The organism is Paenibacillus sp. HB172176, assembly GCF_011947265.1.
GTDB lineage: Bacteria > Bacillota > Bacilli > Paenibacillales > Paenibacillaceae > Pristimantibacillus.
This window is the reverse complement of the sequence record NZ_JAATHD010000008.1, coordinates 36,784-53,290: the sequence shown is the minus strand read 5'-3', so window position 1 is coordinate 53,290 and position 16,507 is coordinate 36,784. Positions and strand designations below refer to the sequence as shown.

Annotated in this window: 11 protein-coding genes and 1 pseudogene; 4 read left to right on the top strand and 8 right to left on the bottom strand. The window is 51.1% G+C overall.

Annotated elements, in window-relative coordinates; translation table 11 throughout:
- Positions 1-11 precede the first annotated feature (11 nt).
- Positions 12-1,676: a hypothetical protein gene (locus HFP08_RS12725; protein ID WP_168120978.1), complete on the top strand. Its 1,665-nt coding sequence runs from the start codon at positions 12-14 to the stop codon at positions 1,674-1,676.
- Between the two features lie 122 nt (positions 1,677-1,798).
- On the opposite strand, the gene HFP08_RS12720 is transcribed toward HFP08_RS12725, so the two are convergent.
- From HFP08_RS12720 to HFP08_RS12690, 8 genes and pseudogenes are all read right to left on the bottom strand, one after another.
- Positions 1,799-3,232: an MDR family MFS transporter gene (locus HFP08_RS12720; protein ID WP_168120977.1), complete on the bottom strand. Its 1,434-nt coding sequence runs from the start codon at positions 3,230-3,232 to the stop codon at positions 1,799-1,801.
- Between the two features lie 182 nt (positions 3,233-3,414).
- Positions 3,415-3,549: pseudogene (locus tag HFP08_RS29705) on the bottom strand (transcriptional regulator); the annotation flags it as partial.
- 486 nt (positions 3,550-4,035) lie between these two features.
- Positions 4,036-4,836, bottom strand: coding sequence for a pyruvate, water dikinase regulatory protein (locus HFP08_RS12715; RefSeq protein ID WP_168120976.1), 801 nt, complete (start codon positions 4,834-4,836; stop codon positions 4,036-4,038).
- Between the two features lie 19 nt (positions 4,837-4,855).
- Positions 4,856-5,473 (bottom strand): helix-turn-helix transcriptional regulator, encoded by a 618-nt coding sequence (locus HFP08_RS12710; protein WP_346768736.1) that lies wholly within the window; start codon positions 5,471-5,473, stop codon positions 4,856-4,858.
- A 137-nt stretch (positions 5,474-5,610) separates the two neighbouring features.
- Positions 5,611-6,027: a nucleoside-diphosphate kinase gene (gene ndk / locus HFP08_RS12705; RefSeq protein WP_168120975.1), complete on the bottom strand. Its 417-nt coding sequence runs from the start codon at positions 6,025-6,027 to the stop codon at positions 5,611-5,613.
- 47 nt (positions 6,028-6,074) lie between these two features.
- Positions 6,075-7,055, bottom strand: coding sequence for a class II fructose-bisphosphatase (gene glpX, locus HFP08_RS12700; RefSeq protein ID WP_168120974.1), 981 nt, complete (start codon positions 7,053-7,055; stop codon positions 6,075-6,077).
- A 794-nt stretch (positions 7,056-7,849) separates the two neighbouring features.
- The gene (locus HFP08_RS12695; RefSeq protein WP_168120973.1) at positions 7,850-9,508 is read right to left on the bottom strand and encodes an MORN repeat-containing protein; all 1,659 of its coding nucleotides are present in this window, start codon (positions 9,506-9,508) and stop codon (positions 7,850-7,852) included.
- 2 nt (positions 9,509-9,510) lie between these two features.
- Positions 9,511-9,969, bottom strand: coding sequence for a DUF4280 domain-containing protein (locus HFP08_RS12690; RefSeq protein ID WP_240941340.1), 459 nt, complete (start codon positions 9,967-9,969; stop codon positions 9,511-9,513).
- Positions 9,970-10,119: 150 nt separating this feature from the next.
- Here HFP08_RS12690 and HFP08_RS12685 point away from each other — a divergent pair, with 150 nt between their 5' ends.
- The 3 genes from HFP08_RS12685 to HFP08_RS12675 are packed head-to-tail and all read left to right on the top strand — an operon-like array spanning position 10,120 to position 16,483.
- A complete protein-coding gene (locus tag HFP08_RS12685; protein WP_168120972.1) occupies positions 10,120-12,864 on the top strand; it encodes an adenylate/guanylate cyclase domain-containing protein in 2,745 nt (914 codons plus the stop codon).
- A gap of 22 nt (positions 12,865-12,886) precedes the next feature.
- The gene (locus tag HFP08_RS12680) at positions 12,887-13,384 is read left to right on the top strand and encodes a GNAT family N-acetyltransferase (RefSeq protein WP_168120971.1); all 498 of its coding nucleotides are present in this window, start codon (positions 12,887-12,889) and stop codon (positions 13,382-13,384) included.
- Between the two features lie 3 nt (positions 13,385-13,387).
- On the top strand, positions 13,388-16,483 hold the full coding sequence (locus tag HFP08_RS12675; RefSeq protein WP_168120970.1) for an Npt1/Npt2 family nucleotide transporter: 3,096 nt from the start codon (positions 13,388-13,390) through the stop codon (positions 16,481-16,483).
- Positions 16,484-16,507: the final 24 nt, after the last annotated feature.

Genomic DNA, 16,507 nt, shown 5'->3' with positions numbered 1-16,507 from the left:
AGTGGAGAATAGTGAAGAAGTCAAGACTGTATCCTTTTGAGAGAAATCGCTACTTCTATGGAAAGCTGCTAACCGTACGGGATTTCGAGTCCGAGCAAAAATATTTCAATGACAAACGCAGACTGCTGAATCGTCTGCTGTTCGGCAGCGGCGTGTTGTCCGGCATGCAGGTCGTCGCGGTTGACGACAAAACGATCTCCGTCGAGATGGGCGTCGCAATTGACAACAGCGGGCGCGAGGTCGTCATTCCGGCGCCAGTTACGCTTAAGCTGTCGATGATCGAAGGCTTCACCAACAATGAATACAAGAAGAACGTTTATTTGAATGTCGCCTATGACGAGAAGGGCAAGGAGCCCGTTCATTCCATCGGCAATTCCGCCGTCCGATCGGATGAAGTCAGCGAATACAATCGCGTGCTGGAATCCTATCGTCTGTTCATTGACGAAGAGGCGCCAGAGCCATCTGCGTTCGAATTCGTTCGGTACTTCGAGGATGTCGTCACGCTTTACGAGAGGGGCGGTGTACGCATCACGCAGCGCATGCCGAAATATGTGCAAGCAGGCGAGGTCGTCGAGGTCAAGCTGGTTGTGGAGAAAACCTTGCAAACCCCGCGCATCGCGTTCGAGTACGATTTCCAAGCTTCTGGCTTCCAGCCGGTCGGCATGAAGGGGCATACAATATCCTTCGCCGAGCCTGGCGATGGGCAGGATACGGAATACACCTTGACCTACCAGGTGAAGGCTCCGCTCGAGGCAGGGAGCTTCGCGGAACTGTCCGTTTCCGGCAGCGCAGCGAAGCTGGTCATTGGCGATGCGGTTACTCCGATCGACAACAGCGTGAAGCATCGAATCGAGGTGCTGGACGAGGACATTGCCAGTCGAGTGCTCAAGGATTGGCATAACCGCAGTCTGGAAACCGCGGTTGACGGATCGGCCGATCAGAGCATCTGTCTCGCGAAGATCAGCTTGATGCAGATGGGGCCTACGTATATGATCGAGAAGGTCGATCAAGTGCCCTTCGAGCAATATATCGACAGCCTGTCGCTGCAGCAGCGATTATCGCAATCCTCGCAAGGCGCTGCGCTGCATAAGTTTTTCACCAACGCCGAGGCGCAGGATCTGGAATATGACGCCAAGCCGTCGCTTCAGGTCGATTATCATCCGGAGCGCAACGAGTTCGACTTCAAGCTCGGCATTCCGCGTCCCCAGCATCTCAAGGACGAGATCGCTACAGGCCGGCTGGAGGTTGCGCTTGAATCGATCAGCAAAACGGGCGGCTCCTTCTTCTCCAGAGGCAAGAAGAACTACGTGTCCGACGAAATCAAGCATGGCCTGGGCGACGGGCATGTGACCGTCATTGTCGGCTTTGAAGAAACGGATGAGACGGCTTCGGGCTCCAGCGCGAAGAAGAAGGTGTACTACGGTCAGAGCGACGTGTTTAAGGGAACCGAGTATGAGCAGGATATCCCGAAGGTTTCTCTCGGCACCATCGTCTATCCGGAGAAGGGCAGCTTCCGCATCGGCATGAAGCTGCAGGGCGACTCCGAATCCACAGCCTCCGTCATCGCCGTCCGCTGGTGGGCGTTCAAGAGCTTGGGCGGCTTGTCGGACGGAGCTGCCGAGGCGGGCATTGCCGCCGCAATGGCGGAAGCCGCTTCGGGGATGGAAGAGGAGTAGCATGAGTTATAGAATAGAATGAATAGAAACGTCCTTAGAGAACAACAGTGCTTCGACATTGGTTTTCTAAGGGCGTTATTTTTAGGATAAGCGGATGGAATTCACTCCAATATTGGTCTGATTCATCCAGCCGACTGTTCATGCTCCGGCAATTTCCCTTTACGGATAAAGAGACCGAGCACGAGCGCAACGAGAGCGATGATGACTCCGAACCAGAATGCGTTGTTAATGCCTGATGCGAGCCCTTTAGCGATTGCTGTCGGAGCCTGCGGATCGTTTGAACTGCTCAAATACTGCTTCTGCCCGCTCGACATAATACTGATATATAGGGCAGTGCCGATTGCGCCGGACACCTGTTGCAGTGTGTTCAAGATAGCTGTCCCGTGGGGATGCAGGTGGTTTGGCAGTTGGTTAAGTCCTGCCGTCTGTGCCGGCATCATGACTAGCGCGATGCCAATCATCAGCGCGATGTGAATGGTCACGATGAAGCCGGTGCTCGTTGTTTCGTCGAATCGGGTGAATTGCCAAAGTGAGATAACAGCTATGACCAATCCAGGGATGACCAGAATGCGCGGCCCAAACCTGTCAAACAGCTTGCCTGAGACTGGAGCCATGAATCCATTGATAATACCTCCCGGAAGAAGGATCAAACCGGACTTGAATGCCGTTACCAAGAGCACGCCTTGCATAAACATGGGAAGCATGATGGCCGATGAGAAAAAGGTCATCATAAGCACAAACAGCAGCACCGCGACAAGTGCAAATGTCGGATATTTAAATGCACGTAAATCCATGACTGGCTGCTTCAATATTAGCTGTCTCCAGACGAACAGCAACAACGTAATACCACCAGCCGCAATTGTCCAGATGACCTCCGGCTGCGACCAGCCGTGTTCTCCGGCACTGCTGAACCCATAGACGATTCCGCCAAAGCCGATCGTCGACAACACGATGGATAAGAAATCCACGCGCGGTTTGGTAACTTCCGATACATTCTTCAACACAGCGGCTCCGATTAAAACAGAGAGCAGAGCAAACGGTGTTACAAGGTAAAACAGCCAGCGCCACGAAAGCCCATCAACGATTAAACCCGATACGGTCGGGCCAATCGCCGGCGCGAACATGACGACGAGCCCTAACATCCCCATTGCTCCACCGCGTTTTTCCGGCGGATAAATGGTCATGATGACGTTCATGACAAGCGGCAACAGCATGCCGGTTCCAACCGCCTGAATAATCCGTCCGATTAGCAGCACGCCGAATGTCGGCGACATCGCTGCAATTACTGTACCAACAAAGAACAGCCCCATCGCGGAAAGAAAAATTTTTCGGGTCGTGAACCATTGCTGCAAAACAGCCGTCACCGGAACAAGTACGCCAACAACGAGCATGAAGGCGGTGGAAAGCCATTGGGCCGTCGCCGCAGACACATCAAATGATTTCATCAATTCAGGAAGGGCATTCCCCATCAAAGTTTCGTTCAAAGCGGCGACGAACAGGCCAATAATAAGGGCAAACATGATCGGACCGCGTGTGATATTGTTTAAATTACTCATCTTTTTCTCCCCTCTGTAGTCAGCCCATTATTGGCGTTCAGCACGACCGGTCTGCCGCCAATAATTGAGATATTGAAAATTTTTTTCATTATTAACTGTAATCTAAATAGACCTATAATATCCATAATTAGAATGCAAGAAATGCGTCACTTCTTTAATACCTCGTGGATGCAACGTTTGAATGCCACATCCAATACCGATTGAATCGCTTTGATCCCGACGTTGTTGCAACGCTCCAAGTGTCCCAGATGAATTAAAGCGTGTAGGGCATAATCCGTGCTTTTGAGAACTGCAAGTTTCCTCCTCCCTTCTTGAATAAATATTATGGATCCGCGTTATCCATAATAAATGATTTAACTCCGATTTGCAATCATTTTTTATGTAGGCTTTCTTTATTCGCGGGAGTATGATCTCCTCAAGATCGCTGAGTATTACGGATAAAATACAAAGTTGCTGATATTGAAGGTTAAGGTTGAGAGTATCGATCTTGTGTCGAACGGCGTAGGCGGCAACGAAGACCAAAATGAAAGATTATCTGCATTTTATTATCGGCTTTTTAAACGACGAGGACCGAAAAAAGTAATATGGCATTAGCTCACCTCATGCTTCAAATTATTCACCAAATGTTGTTACGTAGAACTCCTTATGAAGAACTAAAAGCAAACTATTTACCGAAGAAAGAAAATGTGGAATTTATACTTTGGCGGGGAGTTTTTTTCCCTTAATACAAAAAAACCGCCACCTGCAAAAAGGAGACGGTCTTTATTCTACTCATTGTGGATTCTATCAAAAGTCTCAATCCACTATACATACTCCAAAATCAACCCCGCCGTCTCCTCAATTCCTCGGTTTGACACATCAATAATCGGGCATTCCAGCTTCTCCATGATGGAATGCGCGTAGTCTAGCTCCATGGCGATTCTTTCTTCGGTTGCATAACTTGCGTCATGCTGAAGGCCAAGCGCATGAAGTCTTGCTCTTCGGATTTGCAGCAATTGATTGGGATGAATGGTAAGGCCAAAGATTCGTTTCGCCGACATGCTGACCAGCATTTCCGCCGGCTTTAATTCGGGAACGATCGGAATGTTGGCCACCTTGTACCCCTTGTGTGCCAAGTACAAGCTAAGCGGCGTCTTCGAGGTGCGGGAGACGCCGATAATGACGATGTCCGCATTCCCGATTTCCGATGTGTTCTTGCCGTCGTCGGTTCTTACGGTGAATTCAATCGCTTCGATACGATTGTAATAGTCCTGATCCATCGTGTGCAGCATGCCGGGCTTGCGGTTAGGCGTTTGATGAAAGGTATTGATAAAGGCTTGCATAGGCGGCCCCATGATGTCAACCGCGATCAGATCATGCTTGACGGCTTCTTGCTTCATCATAAGCATCAGCTCGGGCTGGACGAGCGTGTACAGAATCAAGGCTTGCTGTTCGGCCGCCTTCTGCACGATTTCCCGAATTTCATCTTCGGTTTGAATATGAGCCGCGCGCTTCAAGGTGACGGTGTCCGCTTCGAACTGCTTCATTGTGGCGCGGGCGACGGCTTCGGCGGTTTCGCCGACGGAGTCGGAGCAAATATAGATAACGTGGTTTTGACTATTCATATCTGGCGCTGCCTTCTTCCTATGATTGATCCCATGCAAGCTTTAACAGAATTTCAGTCATCGTCGTTTTCGAGATGCGCCCAACAGGCTCGAGCATGTCTGCTCCATGCTCATCCTTGACCGTCTTGACGACGGGCAGGGCGCCTACCTCGCTCGCAATAAGCTTGGAGGCGGCTGCAAGGACGGATTCCTCCGGTGAAATGGTGACAAGATGCGGCGTCCGAGTCATGACGAGGGCGATGGGCATGCTTCCTGCAGATTGATTGCCCAAGGTTACCTTCAATAGATCCTTGCGTGAAACCATGCCCGCAAGAGCACCGCGTTGATCCGTGACGAACAGACTGCCGACGTTCTCAAGGAAGAGCTCGACGACAGCTTCTTGCACGGTGGCGCTGATCGACAGCGCGATTGGAACGCTCTGCACATCCTTCACTTTAAGGCTGTCCAACTTGGAGAACGGATTGCTTTGGCTCGGCGTTTGATTGCCTGGGAAATATCCGACCTTCGGCTTCGCGTCCAGGAAACCAAGCATGACAAGTATGGAGAGATCCGATCGGAGAGTGGCGCGATTTACTTTGAGCAACTCCGCTATTTGATCGCTCGTGATAGGAAACTGCGCTTTCACGATCTCGATAATCTCTAATTGTCGATGAGTCAGTTGAATGAGAATTGCCTCCTTGCAATCGGAAATCTATAGGTCGATTATAGCATGCTTATGTAGGGTTGCTAAATAAATATCTGCTAAATGCGCCAGGGCGGGTTTGCAAACACGCCCTAAACGGCAATTTTCCCGGCTGGGAAGAACAGGGCAATCTCCCGAGCAGCATTCTCAATAGAGTCGGAAGCATGAATAATGTTGCTTTCAATCGTTTTCGCATAATCGCCTCTAATCGTTCCAGGAGCGGCCTCTACCGGATTCGTCGACCCAATGAGCGTACGTGCAATCCTGACTGCATTCTCTCCCTCCCAAATCATGGCGAACACACTGCCAGAAGTGATGAATGCAATCATGTCGGGAAAGAACGGTTTATCTTTGAGCGCTTCATAATGCTGCTCGGCATGCGTTTCGGACATGCGGCATAGGTTGGCTTCGATTAATGCAAGTCCCTTGTCTTCGAATCTCTCCACAATTTTACCAATAAGCTTTCTGCTGACTCCGTCTGGTTTAATCATCACGAAGGTCTGTTCCATATTTATCACTCCCACTATTAGATGATGTTTCTTGCTCGGACAATTATTTAAGAGCCGTTTTTCTGAAAATAGGGCTTGACTGTCAAATCATGAATCGATTTGATAAAGCGAATCGTGCGCGTCTTGGCTCGCATTACAATCGAATGCGTCTCGGCGCGCTGTTCGGACAGATAACGAACTCCGCCAAGGAATTCTCCTGGCGTTACACCCGTAGCTGCGAAAATGACATCGTCGGTCCCGATCATATCGGTCATGGAGAGCACGGCTCTTGGATTGGTGAGGCCCATAGACAAACAGCGCTGCTCTTGCTCATCATCCTCCGGCATGAGTCGGCCTTGAAGCTCGCCCCCCAGGCATTGCAGAGCCGCTGCGGCAAGGACGCCCTCCGGCGCGCCGCCCGATCCAAGGTAGAGGTCGATTCCCGTCTCGGGAAAGGAGGGAGCGATAGCGCCTGCGACATCTCCGGCAGCCAGAAATTTGATGCGAACGCCAAGCTTGCGAAGTCTTGCGATAAGCTCGGCGTGACGCTTGCGGTCAAGAATCATGACAGTTACTTCGTTTAATGGTTTATTCAGTATGTCGGCCGCTTTCGTTAAGGTATCTTCAATTTCATCGGTGATGGACAGCTTGCCTTTGAGCAGCGGGCCGACGGCCAGCTTCTCCATGTACATGTCCGGAGCATGCAGCATATTGCCTTTGTTGGCTACAGCGACAACCGACATGGCATTATTGAGTCCCATAGCTACGAGCTCTGTCCCCTCGAGCGGATCTACGGCGACATCGACTTCAAGGCCTGAGCCGTTGCCGACCTTCTCGCCGATATACAGCATGGGCGCCTCATCCATTTCTCCTTCGCCGATGACGACCGTGCCTTGCATGCTTACCGTTTCGAACATAGCGCGCATCGCCTCGGTCGCATCGTTGTCGGCGCTGTTCTTCTCGCCAAGTCCCATCCATGGAGCGGAAGCAATTGCGGCTAATTCCGTTACTCTGACAATTTCGAGGGCTAGTTCTCTTTCGAGTTTCATGTGGCTCCATCTCCTTTAGTGTAACTTATTTATTTAGTAGTGTATTATATATGATGCGTATTGGCAAATGTAATTTTCTATAAATAACTTATAGCGTAGCAGATTGGACGGGGTGACACCAGCCGCTTTTAAGGGCGGTGGCTATAGCAGGCTTGACCGAATAGACCGTTACCTACCGGGGGGCGGTCTATTTCTTTTTGTGGAAGGACAGGATTAACACAACCAGTGAGGCGATAAAATCGACTAGGAGCGGTGGAAGAGTGTCCGAGTTGCGTTGCAAGTCGAAAAAATCGACTAGGAGCGGTGGAAGTGTACCCGAGATGCGTTGCAAGTCGAAAAAATCGACTAGGAGCGGTGGAAGAGTGTCCGAGTTGCGTTGCAAGTCGAAAAAATCGACTAGGAGCGGTGGAAGAGTGTCCGAGTTGCGTTGCAAGTCGAAAAAATCGACTAGGAGCGGTGGAAGTGTACCCGAGATGCGTTGCAAGTCGATTAAATCGCCTAGGAGCAGTGGAAGAGTGTCCGAGATGCGTTGCAAGTCGATAAAATCGACTAGGAGCAGTGGAAGAGTGTCCGAGTTGCTTTGTAAGTCGATAAAATCGACTAGGAGCGGTGGAAGAGTGTCCGAGTTGCGTTGCAAGTCGATAAAATCGACTAGGAGCAGTGGAAGAGTGTCCGAGTTGTGTTGCAAGTCGATAAAATCGACTAGGAGCGATTCAAATAAAAAACCGCAATTCTTACAAGCAACAATGGCTTGTGAATTGCGGTTTTTCTGTTGACAATAGGTTGTTGCTGAATCATTCCTCCAGAGCCGTAATCTCCAGTCTCACCGGCTTGTCCTGCTTCATTGTAAAGGTGACTAGCGTGCCCCCGGATATATACTGTACATTCGTTCTTCCGTTGTCGAGCTGGGTTGTTAAGGACGCAGCTTTGGAATCCAGCAAGCGTTGATAGATTTGCGCCATCGTAACCCCGTTCCACGTTACGAATTTGTGTACATAATAAGCCTCAGGATTGTCGGGATCGGGATCCAGCTCGAGCGAAAGCTGAAGCGAACCATATACTTGCTGCAGGGAAGTAGAGATTATTACTCCTGAATCGCCGCCGTCTGCCTCTCCATCCGGGCCTACATAAGTACTGTCCGTGACAGTTGGATCTCCTGACGAGCCGTTCCCCGAATTCGGCGATAAGGCTGTCACTTCGGAGCCGTCCGAAGCTGAGCCCTCTTCTCCACCTGAAGCTTCAACAGGAGCTTCTTCATCCGCGGCAAGAGGAGGATCAGCCTCACCAAGCGTTTCTTGCAGCTTTGCCAGCGACAGATTGATAAAGTCCTCGGCGTAAATCAAGCCTTCTCGGAAGAAGCCCTTGAAGATCGGAGCACCGTCCGCGTCGAACAAAGTACCGAGACCTTCATAGTTGCCGTTCGCGAATTGACCGTCGAACACAACGATGCCCGCTTCGTTGAATGCCTGTCCTTTGCCATTCAGCAGGCCCCCCGAGAAATTGCCGACAAAATGCGGCTGACCGTTCTCATAGTTGAGGGTGCCGGCGCCTTGATACACATCCTGCAGATATTCGCCGTTATACTTCACAATGCCTCCGGGATACAGCTCCTGACCAGTACCGGATTTTTTGCTGGCCACGAAATGTCCCTCGAATGCCAGGGATTCATCCGGATTATACAGCTTGCCGTAGCCTTCGATGACACCGGCTTTGAACTGGCCTTCATATTGCGGCTTGCCGTTGTCTCCAAAGAGCTTGCCTTCTCCGTTGTACAAGCCCAGCGAATAGAAGCCGGAGTAGATTGTACTGCCGTCCTGGTTATATTCCGTGCCTTCTCCATCGAATAGTCCGCCTGCAAAAGCGCCTTCGTATTGCACGGAGCCGTCAGGATAGAATTGGGTCCCGACGCCGCTGTATTGGTCGCCTGCGAAGGCGCCCCGATAGAGAAGCGTGCCTTCTTCATCATAATATTCGCCTGTGCCAGCCATAAAGCCTTTGTCGAAATCGCCGCGATAGCGAAGCTGACCGTTCGGGTAGAACAGCTTGCCGGTACCCGTGTACAAGCCGTCGGCCAAGTCGCCTTCATATAACAGGCCTCCATCTGCATTCTTCACCTGGGCGAAGCCGTTGAAGCCGCTGCCCTCTGCTGCTGCCGCTTCAATCTGCGGCGTGCGGCCGAACCATTTGTTCACGAATTTCGGAGGGCTGATGAATCCGAAGAATGCAATGAGCAGCCCGATTACGACGATAATCGCGATGAGCTTCTTGGCGATAAGATAGCTTCCAATGCGCAAATAGTTCTCGAGCGAGCGAAGCGGCCCGAACAGCGCGGTAACAAGAAATTTGCGAATGACCTTCAGCAGTAATTTAGGCAGTTTTTTGAATTTTTTCAGGGGCCTGATAACGAGCTTTTTAATCGGCTTGAATATGGGTTTGAGCAGTTGTTCAATCATCGTCAGGGCACCTGTATCGTCATTTGACCTGGGAAAGCGGGTTGGATCATTCCGCCCCAATTGCACATGCATTTCGAAGAGGCGTTAAGTGCGGGCATGTTCCCGACCAGAACGGTCGGCGAGCCGGGCACCCAAGGAGCCGCGGTTACGGGGATGCAAGGCATAGGCGTTAAAACGCCGAGCGCCGCGGCCGTAGCAGAGGCGACCATGGGGTTGGCTGGTGAAGAGCACATGCCAAAAGGCATAATGTTAACCAAAGGCTTGTTGTCCATTATATTGGCGATCGGCATTGATGTCGTGACGCGATTGGCCGGGAGCACATTAAGCGTCCCCGGCGCAGCCCCGAACGAGCATGTCAGTGATGCTCCGCCGCATACGAGTTGTCCCATAATAATCCTTTCCGCGAGCTGACTGTCCATTCGCAGCCGCTCTCTCAACCATTTATTTACTCTACTATTCATAGTACTATACGCCCCTTGCAGGCTTCAACATAAACCTGCTAATCTTGCTGTTTTTCGCTAAATTTCAACTAGGAAATACGTGCCAAAGCTATGAACATATAGTACTATAGTAATTAGAAGAAAAAAGCAATCGGGAAAGAGAGTGTGTTCATGAGAAGGTATTCGATGTCAGTGCTCCTGTTCATTATAGCCGTAGGTCTCGGCATATGGTTGTATCCTCATATCGGAGAGCTTCAATCTTCACCGCTCAAACAAGACAGAACCCTTCATTATTTGTCCCGGGCCGCGGCGGATGCAGGCAACGGCTTGATTGTAATCGGCGATTCCAGGCAAGAGATTGTGGATTTGTCCGGCGACGGCAGGCTGCTTAATGCTATCACGCAATCGAACGGCGACGGCAGGCGGCACGATTTCACCGATGTGGGATCAACATCAGATGGCAGAATTATTGCACTGGATACGGTTCTGGATGAATACGGACTATATGTGCAGGAGGAGCGCATTCTAAGTTATTTGCCCGGAGAGAGCGCGAGCCGTGTTCTCTATTCGCTAGCGGGCGACGGCAGCGACAAGCGGGTCGGACAGGTGAAGGGGCTTCAGGTTGAGGGAGATACCGTTCACTTCTACATTGACAGGGATTCCAGCATTCAGCTTTATCAGATGAACGCCGACAATGGCAGTCTCGAAGAGAGCTATCAATTCTCGCTTCCTGAGAATCGTTATTTATCGGAAATCGCCGGTTACCAGGCAGGTCAAATCTACTATTCAACGAAACGCGGAGCCATCTACCATGTTCAGGAGAGCGGAGTAAGCGAACGAATCTACCCGCTTTCGGAGACGGACCGGACAAATCGCAATTTCCCGGAGTCGCTTCAACTGGACGATTCGGGCAGAATATATTTTATCGACAGGCTTGTGAATGCCGTAACGAGCATGGATGCGGCTAACCCGTCCGATCTTCGCACCGAGCTGTCTCAAGAGGATATGAATGCGAAGTTTCCAAACACGACGGATATGGAAATCGCGGATATCTCTCTGGATCACAACGGAAATCTGATAGTCTTGCTTGATGACCGCATGATTGTCCATCCGCTTAACGGAGAACCGGGTAGAGAAATATATAACGTTTCTTACGGAAAGGGCGGAATTACGGATGTGCAGCAAATATGGGGCGGATCGGTGCTCTTGCTTGTTGTCTTCCTTCTGTTTCTTCGTTTCTTCTACGCACAGGCGCTGGGCCGCAGAGTGTCGCTTTTCTTCAAGCAAGTGTTCGCGATTGTACCCATTCTGATGATCGCCATGCTGCTGCTCTCCAATTTCATCTATGACAGCTTCTCGAATCGCATGGAGAGCGAGATGCAGCGAGAGCTGACTCTTCTAGCACGCAACGGGCAAAGCATTATTGACGGGGATCAACTGAATCGTCTCGAATCGCCGGATGATTACAGGAATGAAGATTATCAGGCGTTGTACGATAATATGACATTCCTGTTCGACAGCGAGGATCCATCCATTCGAAAGGGATTGTACAGCACGCTCTACAAATATGAGGACGGCAAGCTCTATATCATTATGGACGATGACGACGGAGTGAATATGTTCAAGCCGTTCCCGCTCAGCGATGAGAACAAGCTCGTTCTGGACAACGGCGAGGTATATTCCGACCGATGGGAGGACGCGACGGGTAAGTGGCTGTACGCGATCGGTCCCGTCTATGATTCCGCCGGCAACGTGGTCGGCGTCTATGAAACGGGCAGCGATCTTAATGTGCTGTATCATGCAAATCAAACCATCTATAAGAACATTTTGCGGAATATCGGCCTGATCAGTCTGGCTCTTATTGCAGTTGTGCTTGCGGTTACGTATTATCTGTTGTCCTCGCTCAGATCCTTGCGCAAGAGCGTGATGGCCATGGCAAACGGCAATTGGGATGTTCGTGTAAAGGTGCGTACGCAGGACGAGGTCGGTGATCTCGGGGAGCAATTCAATCTGATGGCGAAGCATATTCGCAACTATATTAAGGATATTACTTCCTTCAGCGAGGCATCGCATCGGTTCGTGCCGCAGCAAATCTTCAAATATTTGGGCAAGAACGGCATTACGGAAGTGAATCTTGGAGATCAGGTGCAGCATAATATGTCCGTTATGGTCGCCAATATCCGCGGCTTCAACCACTTATCGAAGCAGCTAAGTCCGAAGCAGAATTTCGATCTTATGAATGCGTTCCTGAAGCGGTTCAGTCCGTTCGTTCGCGAGGAGGAAGGTCTGATCAGCAAATATCTGGGCGCCGGTTTCCTTGCCCTGTTCCCGCGACGGGCGGAAGATGCGCTGCGGGCTGCCGTTGCTATACGCAGGGAGTTGTCGAGCTTTAACGAAAGCCTGAAGGCTTCGGGCCTGCGGCCTGTGGATATGGGTATGGCGATGCATAAGGGACCGCTGATGCTGGGTATTGTCGGCGAAGAGCAACGCATGGAAGGCAATGTCATCTCCGATGATGTGAATGTGACAACCGCTCTCGAGAGAATGTCGGATACGATGGGCGCTTCTATCATAGTCACAAGAACCGTATTCGACCAACTGCGTTCGCCCGAGCGTTTCCGGCATCGGAAGCTGGGCCGCATCCAGATTGAAAGCAAGGATGAGTTTCTGGAATTAATCGATGTGTACGAAGGCGATTCCGATGCGGAGCGCCAACTCAAGGATCGGACGAAGGCGATGTTTGAGAAGGGCATCTTGCTCTGTCAGGAAGGGCGTTTCTTCGATGCCCGGGAGACGTTTATAGAGGTCATCAAAGCAAACCGCACGGACAAGGCTGCCAAGCTGTATTTCTACCTTTGTGACGAATATTATCAGAAGGGCTCCTCGGAAGGCTGGAATGGGGCTTTGGCTGTATAAGAAGAACAGGGGGGAAGAGATTATGCTTGTCAAGCAATTTCAAATCAACCGGTTAACAACGGAGGAAGAAGCAGACCGAATTGTCGACTTTTTCTTATCCGATTATTCATTCGACGATACGAGATATACGCCGGGAGAGCTGGAGCATTTTCGCGAGCTGCCCTATCGCGGGTTATCGGGCGACATTGTGTTCTGGTATGCCCGGAACGAGCGGAATGAGATTATCGGCATTAATTGCATCGCAGAGAACGAGCAGAAGACTGGCGGTTACAATTGGGACTACATAGTCGTGCATCAGAATTATCGCAAGAGCGGTCTGGCCGCAGGCTTTATCGAAGAGATGTTTCGATTCCTGGAGCAAGCCCGAGCTCGCTATTTGGTAACCTACACCTGCGACCTGCCGGAGTATTCATCCATTCAAAGGTTATTTCTGCGCAACGGGTTCCAATTGGTCGGCAGATGCCCGGACTACTATTTCGATGGGGAAGATCGATTAATCTATTATCGAAAGCTGGATTAGAAGATGAAGAACGCAACTGGATTATTACGTTTCATCGGCGCCCGTCCGGAGGATCAGCGAAAGCTGCTCATGATGGCGCCTGTTTTTTTGATCTGCGGCATTGCGGAGATGCTGAATTACAACGGGTTTATGACCTTGTTCAACCAACGCTTCGGAAGCGAGTATTTGCCGTATGTGTATGCGGCGGAGGCTGTCATACTGCCGTTGGAAGCCTGGCTGATGTCATGGCTCGCGGCACGTCTTCCAAAACCGAAGCTGATGAGGGTTATGTTCGGCATTATGCTGGGCATTGTTGTAATAAATACAATCGTTTTGCTGGTTCTGAACAGCTTTCATTTGGAGCTTAGATGGTTTTATCCGTTCTTGTTCATTACATCCAGCTTTGTCGTGAGGCAGCAGACGCTGCTCCTGTGGAGCCTTGCGGTGGATCTTTGCTCTACGCAGCAGGCCAAGCGGCTTATGCCTGTGTTCGTCGGATCGGCGACGCTTGGAGGCGTAGCGGCAGGCTTGCTCGTGCAGCTCATATCGATCGCCTTCGGTCCGGAGATGATCTATGCGGCTGGCGCAGTCTTGCTGTTGCTCATCTTTGGCAATTACAATAAAGTCATTACGAATTATCTGGTGCCGCTGTCGTTGAGATCGGAAGCTTCAATGCAAGAGGAAGCGGAGATATCGTCAGGCGCCGTATTCAAACAGGCGCTGCGATCGCCTTTCTTGTTAACGGTTATTTTGCTAATGACGTTGATGCCGGCTCTCTACTTTCTCATGGAATATCAATTTCTGAGCATAACGAGAATTTCGTATCCGGACGAGCAAGCGTTCAGCTCCTACTTCGGGACGATTACGACCATATTATTCGTTCTGGCGTTTCTGCTTCAGCTTGTCTCGGGCAAGCTAATGACCAGATTCGGCGCAAGCCAGATATTGACCATGATTGCAGCCGTATTCGTACTGTCATTCGGAGGGGCGGCGATTGGCATTGCGGGCTCCGCGGCGTTGCCGATTATCTCGACGGGCTATATGTTGACCTACCTGCTGCTCTATTATTCCGCCGAACCGTCCTATCAACTTTACTTCAAGACACTGCCGCTGGATAAACGTGACAGTTATCGATATGCCGCGCAAGGTATTGCGGCATCTGCGGGCATTCTGATCGGCGCGGGCATCCAGTTTCTTCATTCCGGCTTCGGCGTTAACTGGACGGTCCTATCGATCATCGGATTAGGCGGCGCGTTGGCTTTGCTGGCGCTGGCTTGGTACGGACGCATCTTGTATCGCAGAGAGCTCGTCCGCAGCGTGCAGACGATGGGATTGCAGGATATTTCGGAATCCTTCGAGGAGATTAGCAGAGATGAAGCGGCTCTGAATGAGGTGAGGAGCCTGCTGCGGCATCCTTCCGATTCGGCCAAGGAAATTGCGCTCGACATTATAGGCAGAATTCAGGATGGAGGAGATCTGCCAGAGCTGCTTTCGCTTGTCGACAGCGCAAATCCCAAAATTCGAACGGCGGCTGTTCGGGCGATGAATTTGGAAGCTGCGGATTTGACAGCGATGGTGAAGGTAGCCTCCTTCCTGGAGGATCCCGATGTCGAGATGAGAACGGAAGGCGTTCGGGCGATTGCCCGGATGAAGCATATGGAGGAGCAGGCGTTCTTCTTCCTCAGGCAGAAGCTGCTGGACAGCCATCCCGCCGTCGTGGCGGAAGCGGTCAAAGCGATGTACAATTTCCATCGTGCGTACAGCTATGAAGCGTGCAAGGAGGTTATTGACCGCATTCTTGATGAAGGCGGCGAATTCTCGGTCTACATGTGCAGGACGATTGCGGACTTGCAGCTGGGGGATTTTATTCCTAAGATTGAAAGATTGGTAGGAGAGAAGCATCCCGCTGCCCGTGTGGCGGCGATTGAATGCTTGGGCAGGCTTGGTTATGCGGCCTTGGTGCCGCAATTGTTGTCCATGTTGCCAAGAATGGATCAAGAGATGCTCCGGACGACGATTGAGAGCTTCATTCATATGGGCGAGGCGGCTGTTGAGCCGTTGCTTGACAAATTGTCAGAAGCTTCTCCCAAGCCCTGGTATGCGATTGTATCGGCTTTGGCTGAAATAATGCCGGAAGCGGAAGTGCGCAGTTTGCTGGTCGAAGATGCGGTACAGCGGCTTCAAACGCTGGAGCATACGGCGAAGATCGCACCGGCGCTTGCGGCACTGGAGCAAGAGAAACTGTCCCAGCTCTCGATCATGCGTTGGAATGAAGTGCAGGCATCGATTATGAAGGGCGTATGGGCGATACTCTCGAAGCTTGGCGACAAACAAGCTGCGGAGATTATTCAGACGGCGGTTGGGGATTCGGATGAAGAAATTCGGGATAACGCCAAGGAAGTATTGGCGGAAGGCTTCGGCGATCGGCGCTTGGCGCAATTGCTGGCAGCGATATTAGATCGTGACGGATCCAAGGAACAGTCCTTTGAAGCCGCTGAGGCAGTTGCGATATTGGAAGAAGCTAGGCTTAGCAAAGATGATTGGTGGATGGAGATGGCGGATGCCGCGCTTATGGAAACAGGCCATCATCTCACGGGCAGGAAGGAGGTTGCGGCGATGAGCGAGCAAGCGTCTGATAAGAATGATACAGAAAATCAGGAGGAAGTGGTGATGAGCCGGTTAAATAAGGTCGTGTTCCTGAAGCAGGTGCCTTATTTCTCCGACTTGTCTCTGGAGGAGCTTGGCTTAATTTCCCAAATAGCCGAAGTGCAGATTCGAACGGATGAAGAGCAATTGCTTGTACGCGGAGAGCCGAATCCAGCGATGTTCGTCGTGGTCGAAGGGAATGTGGAGCTCATCAGCGTATCAGCGGCTGGCTGGGAAGGGACAATCGGCGTGCTCAGTCCCGGCGATGTTTGCGGGGTGACCTCGGCGCTTGACGGTACGCCTTCCACCGTTACCGCTCAATCCTTATTCGGCGATGTGCAGGTGCTGAAGCTCGCTGGAGACGATGTATCCAGACTGGTTCGACTCTATCCGGAAATTGGAATTGGACTGCTCCGCGCCTCCTTCGCAAGAATTCGCTTGCTTGAGGAAATGATTATGAAGATTGATTCTTAGAGAAAACGCCAATATGGCTCGCTC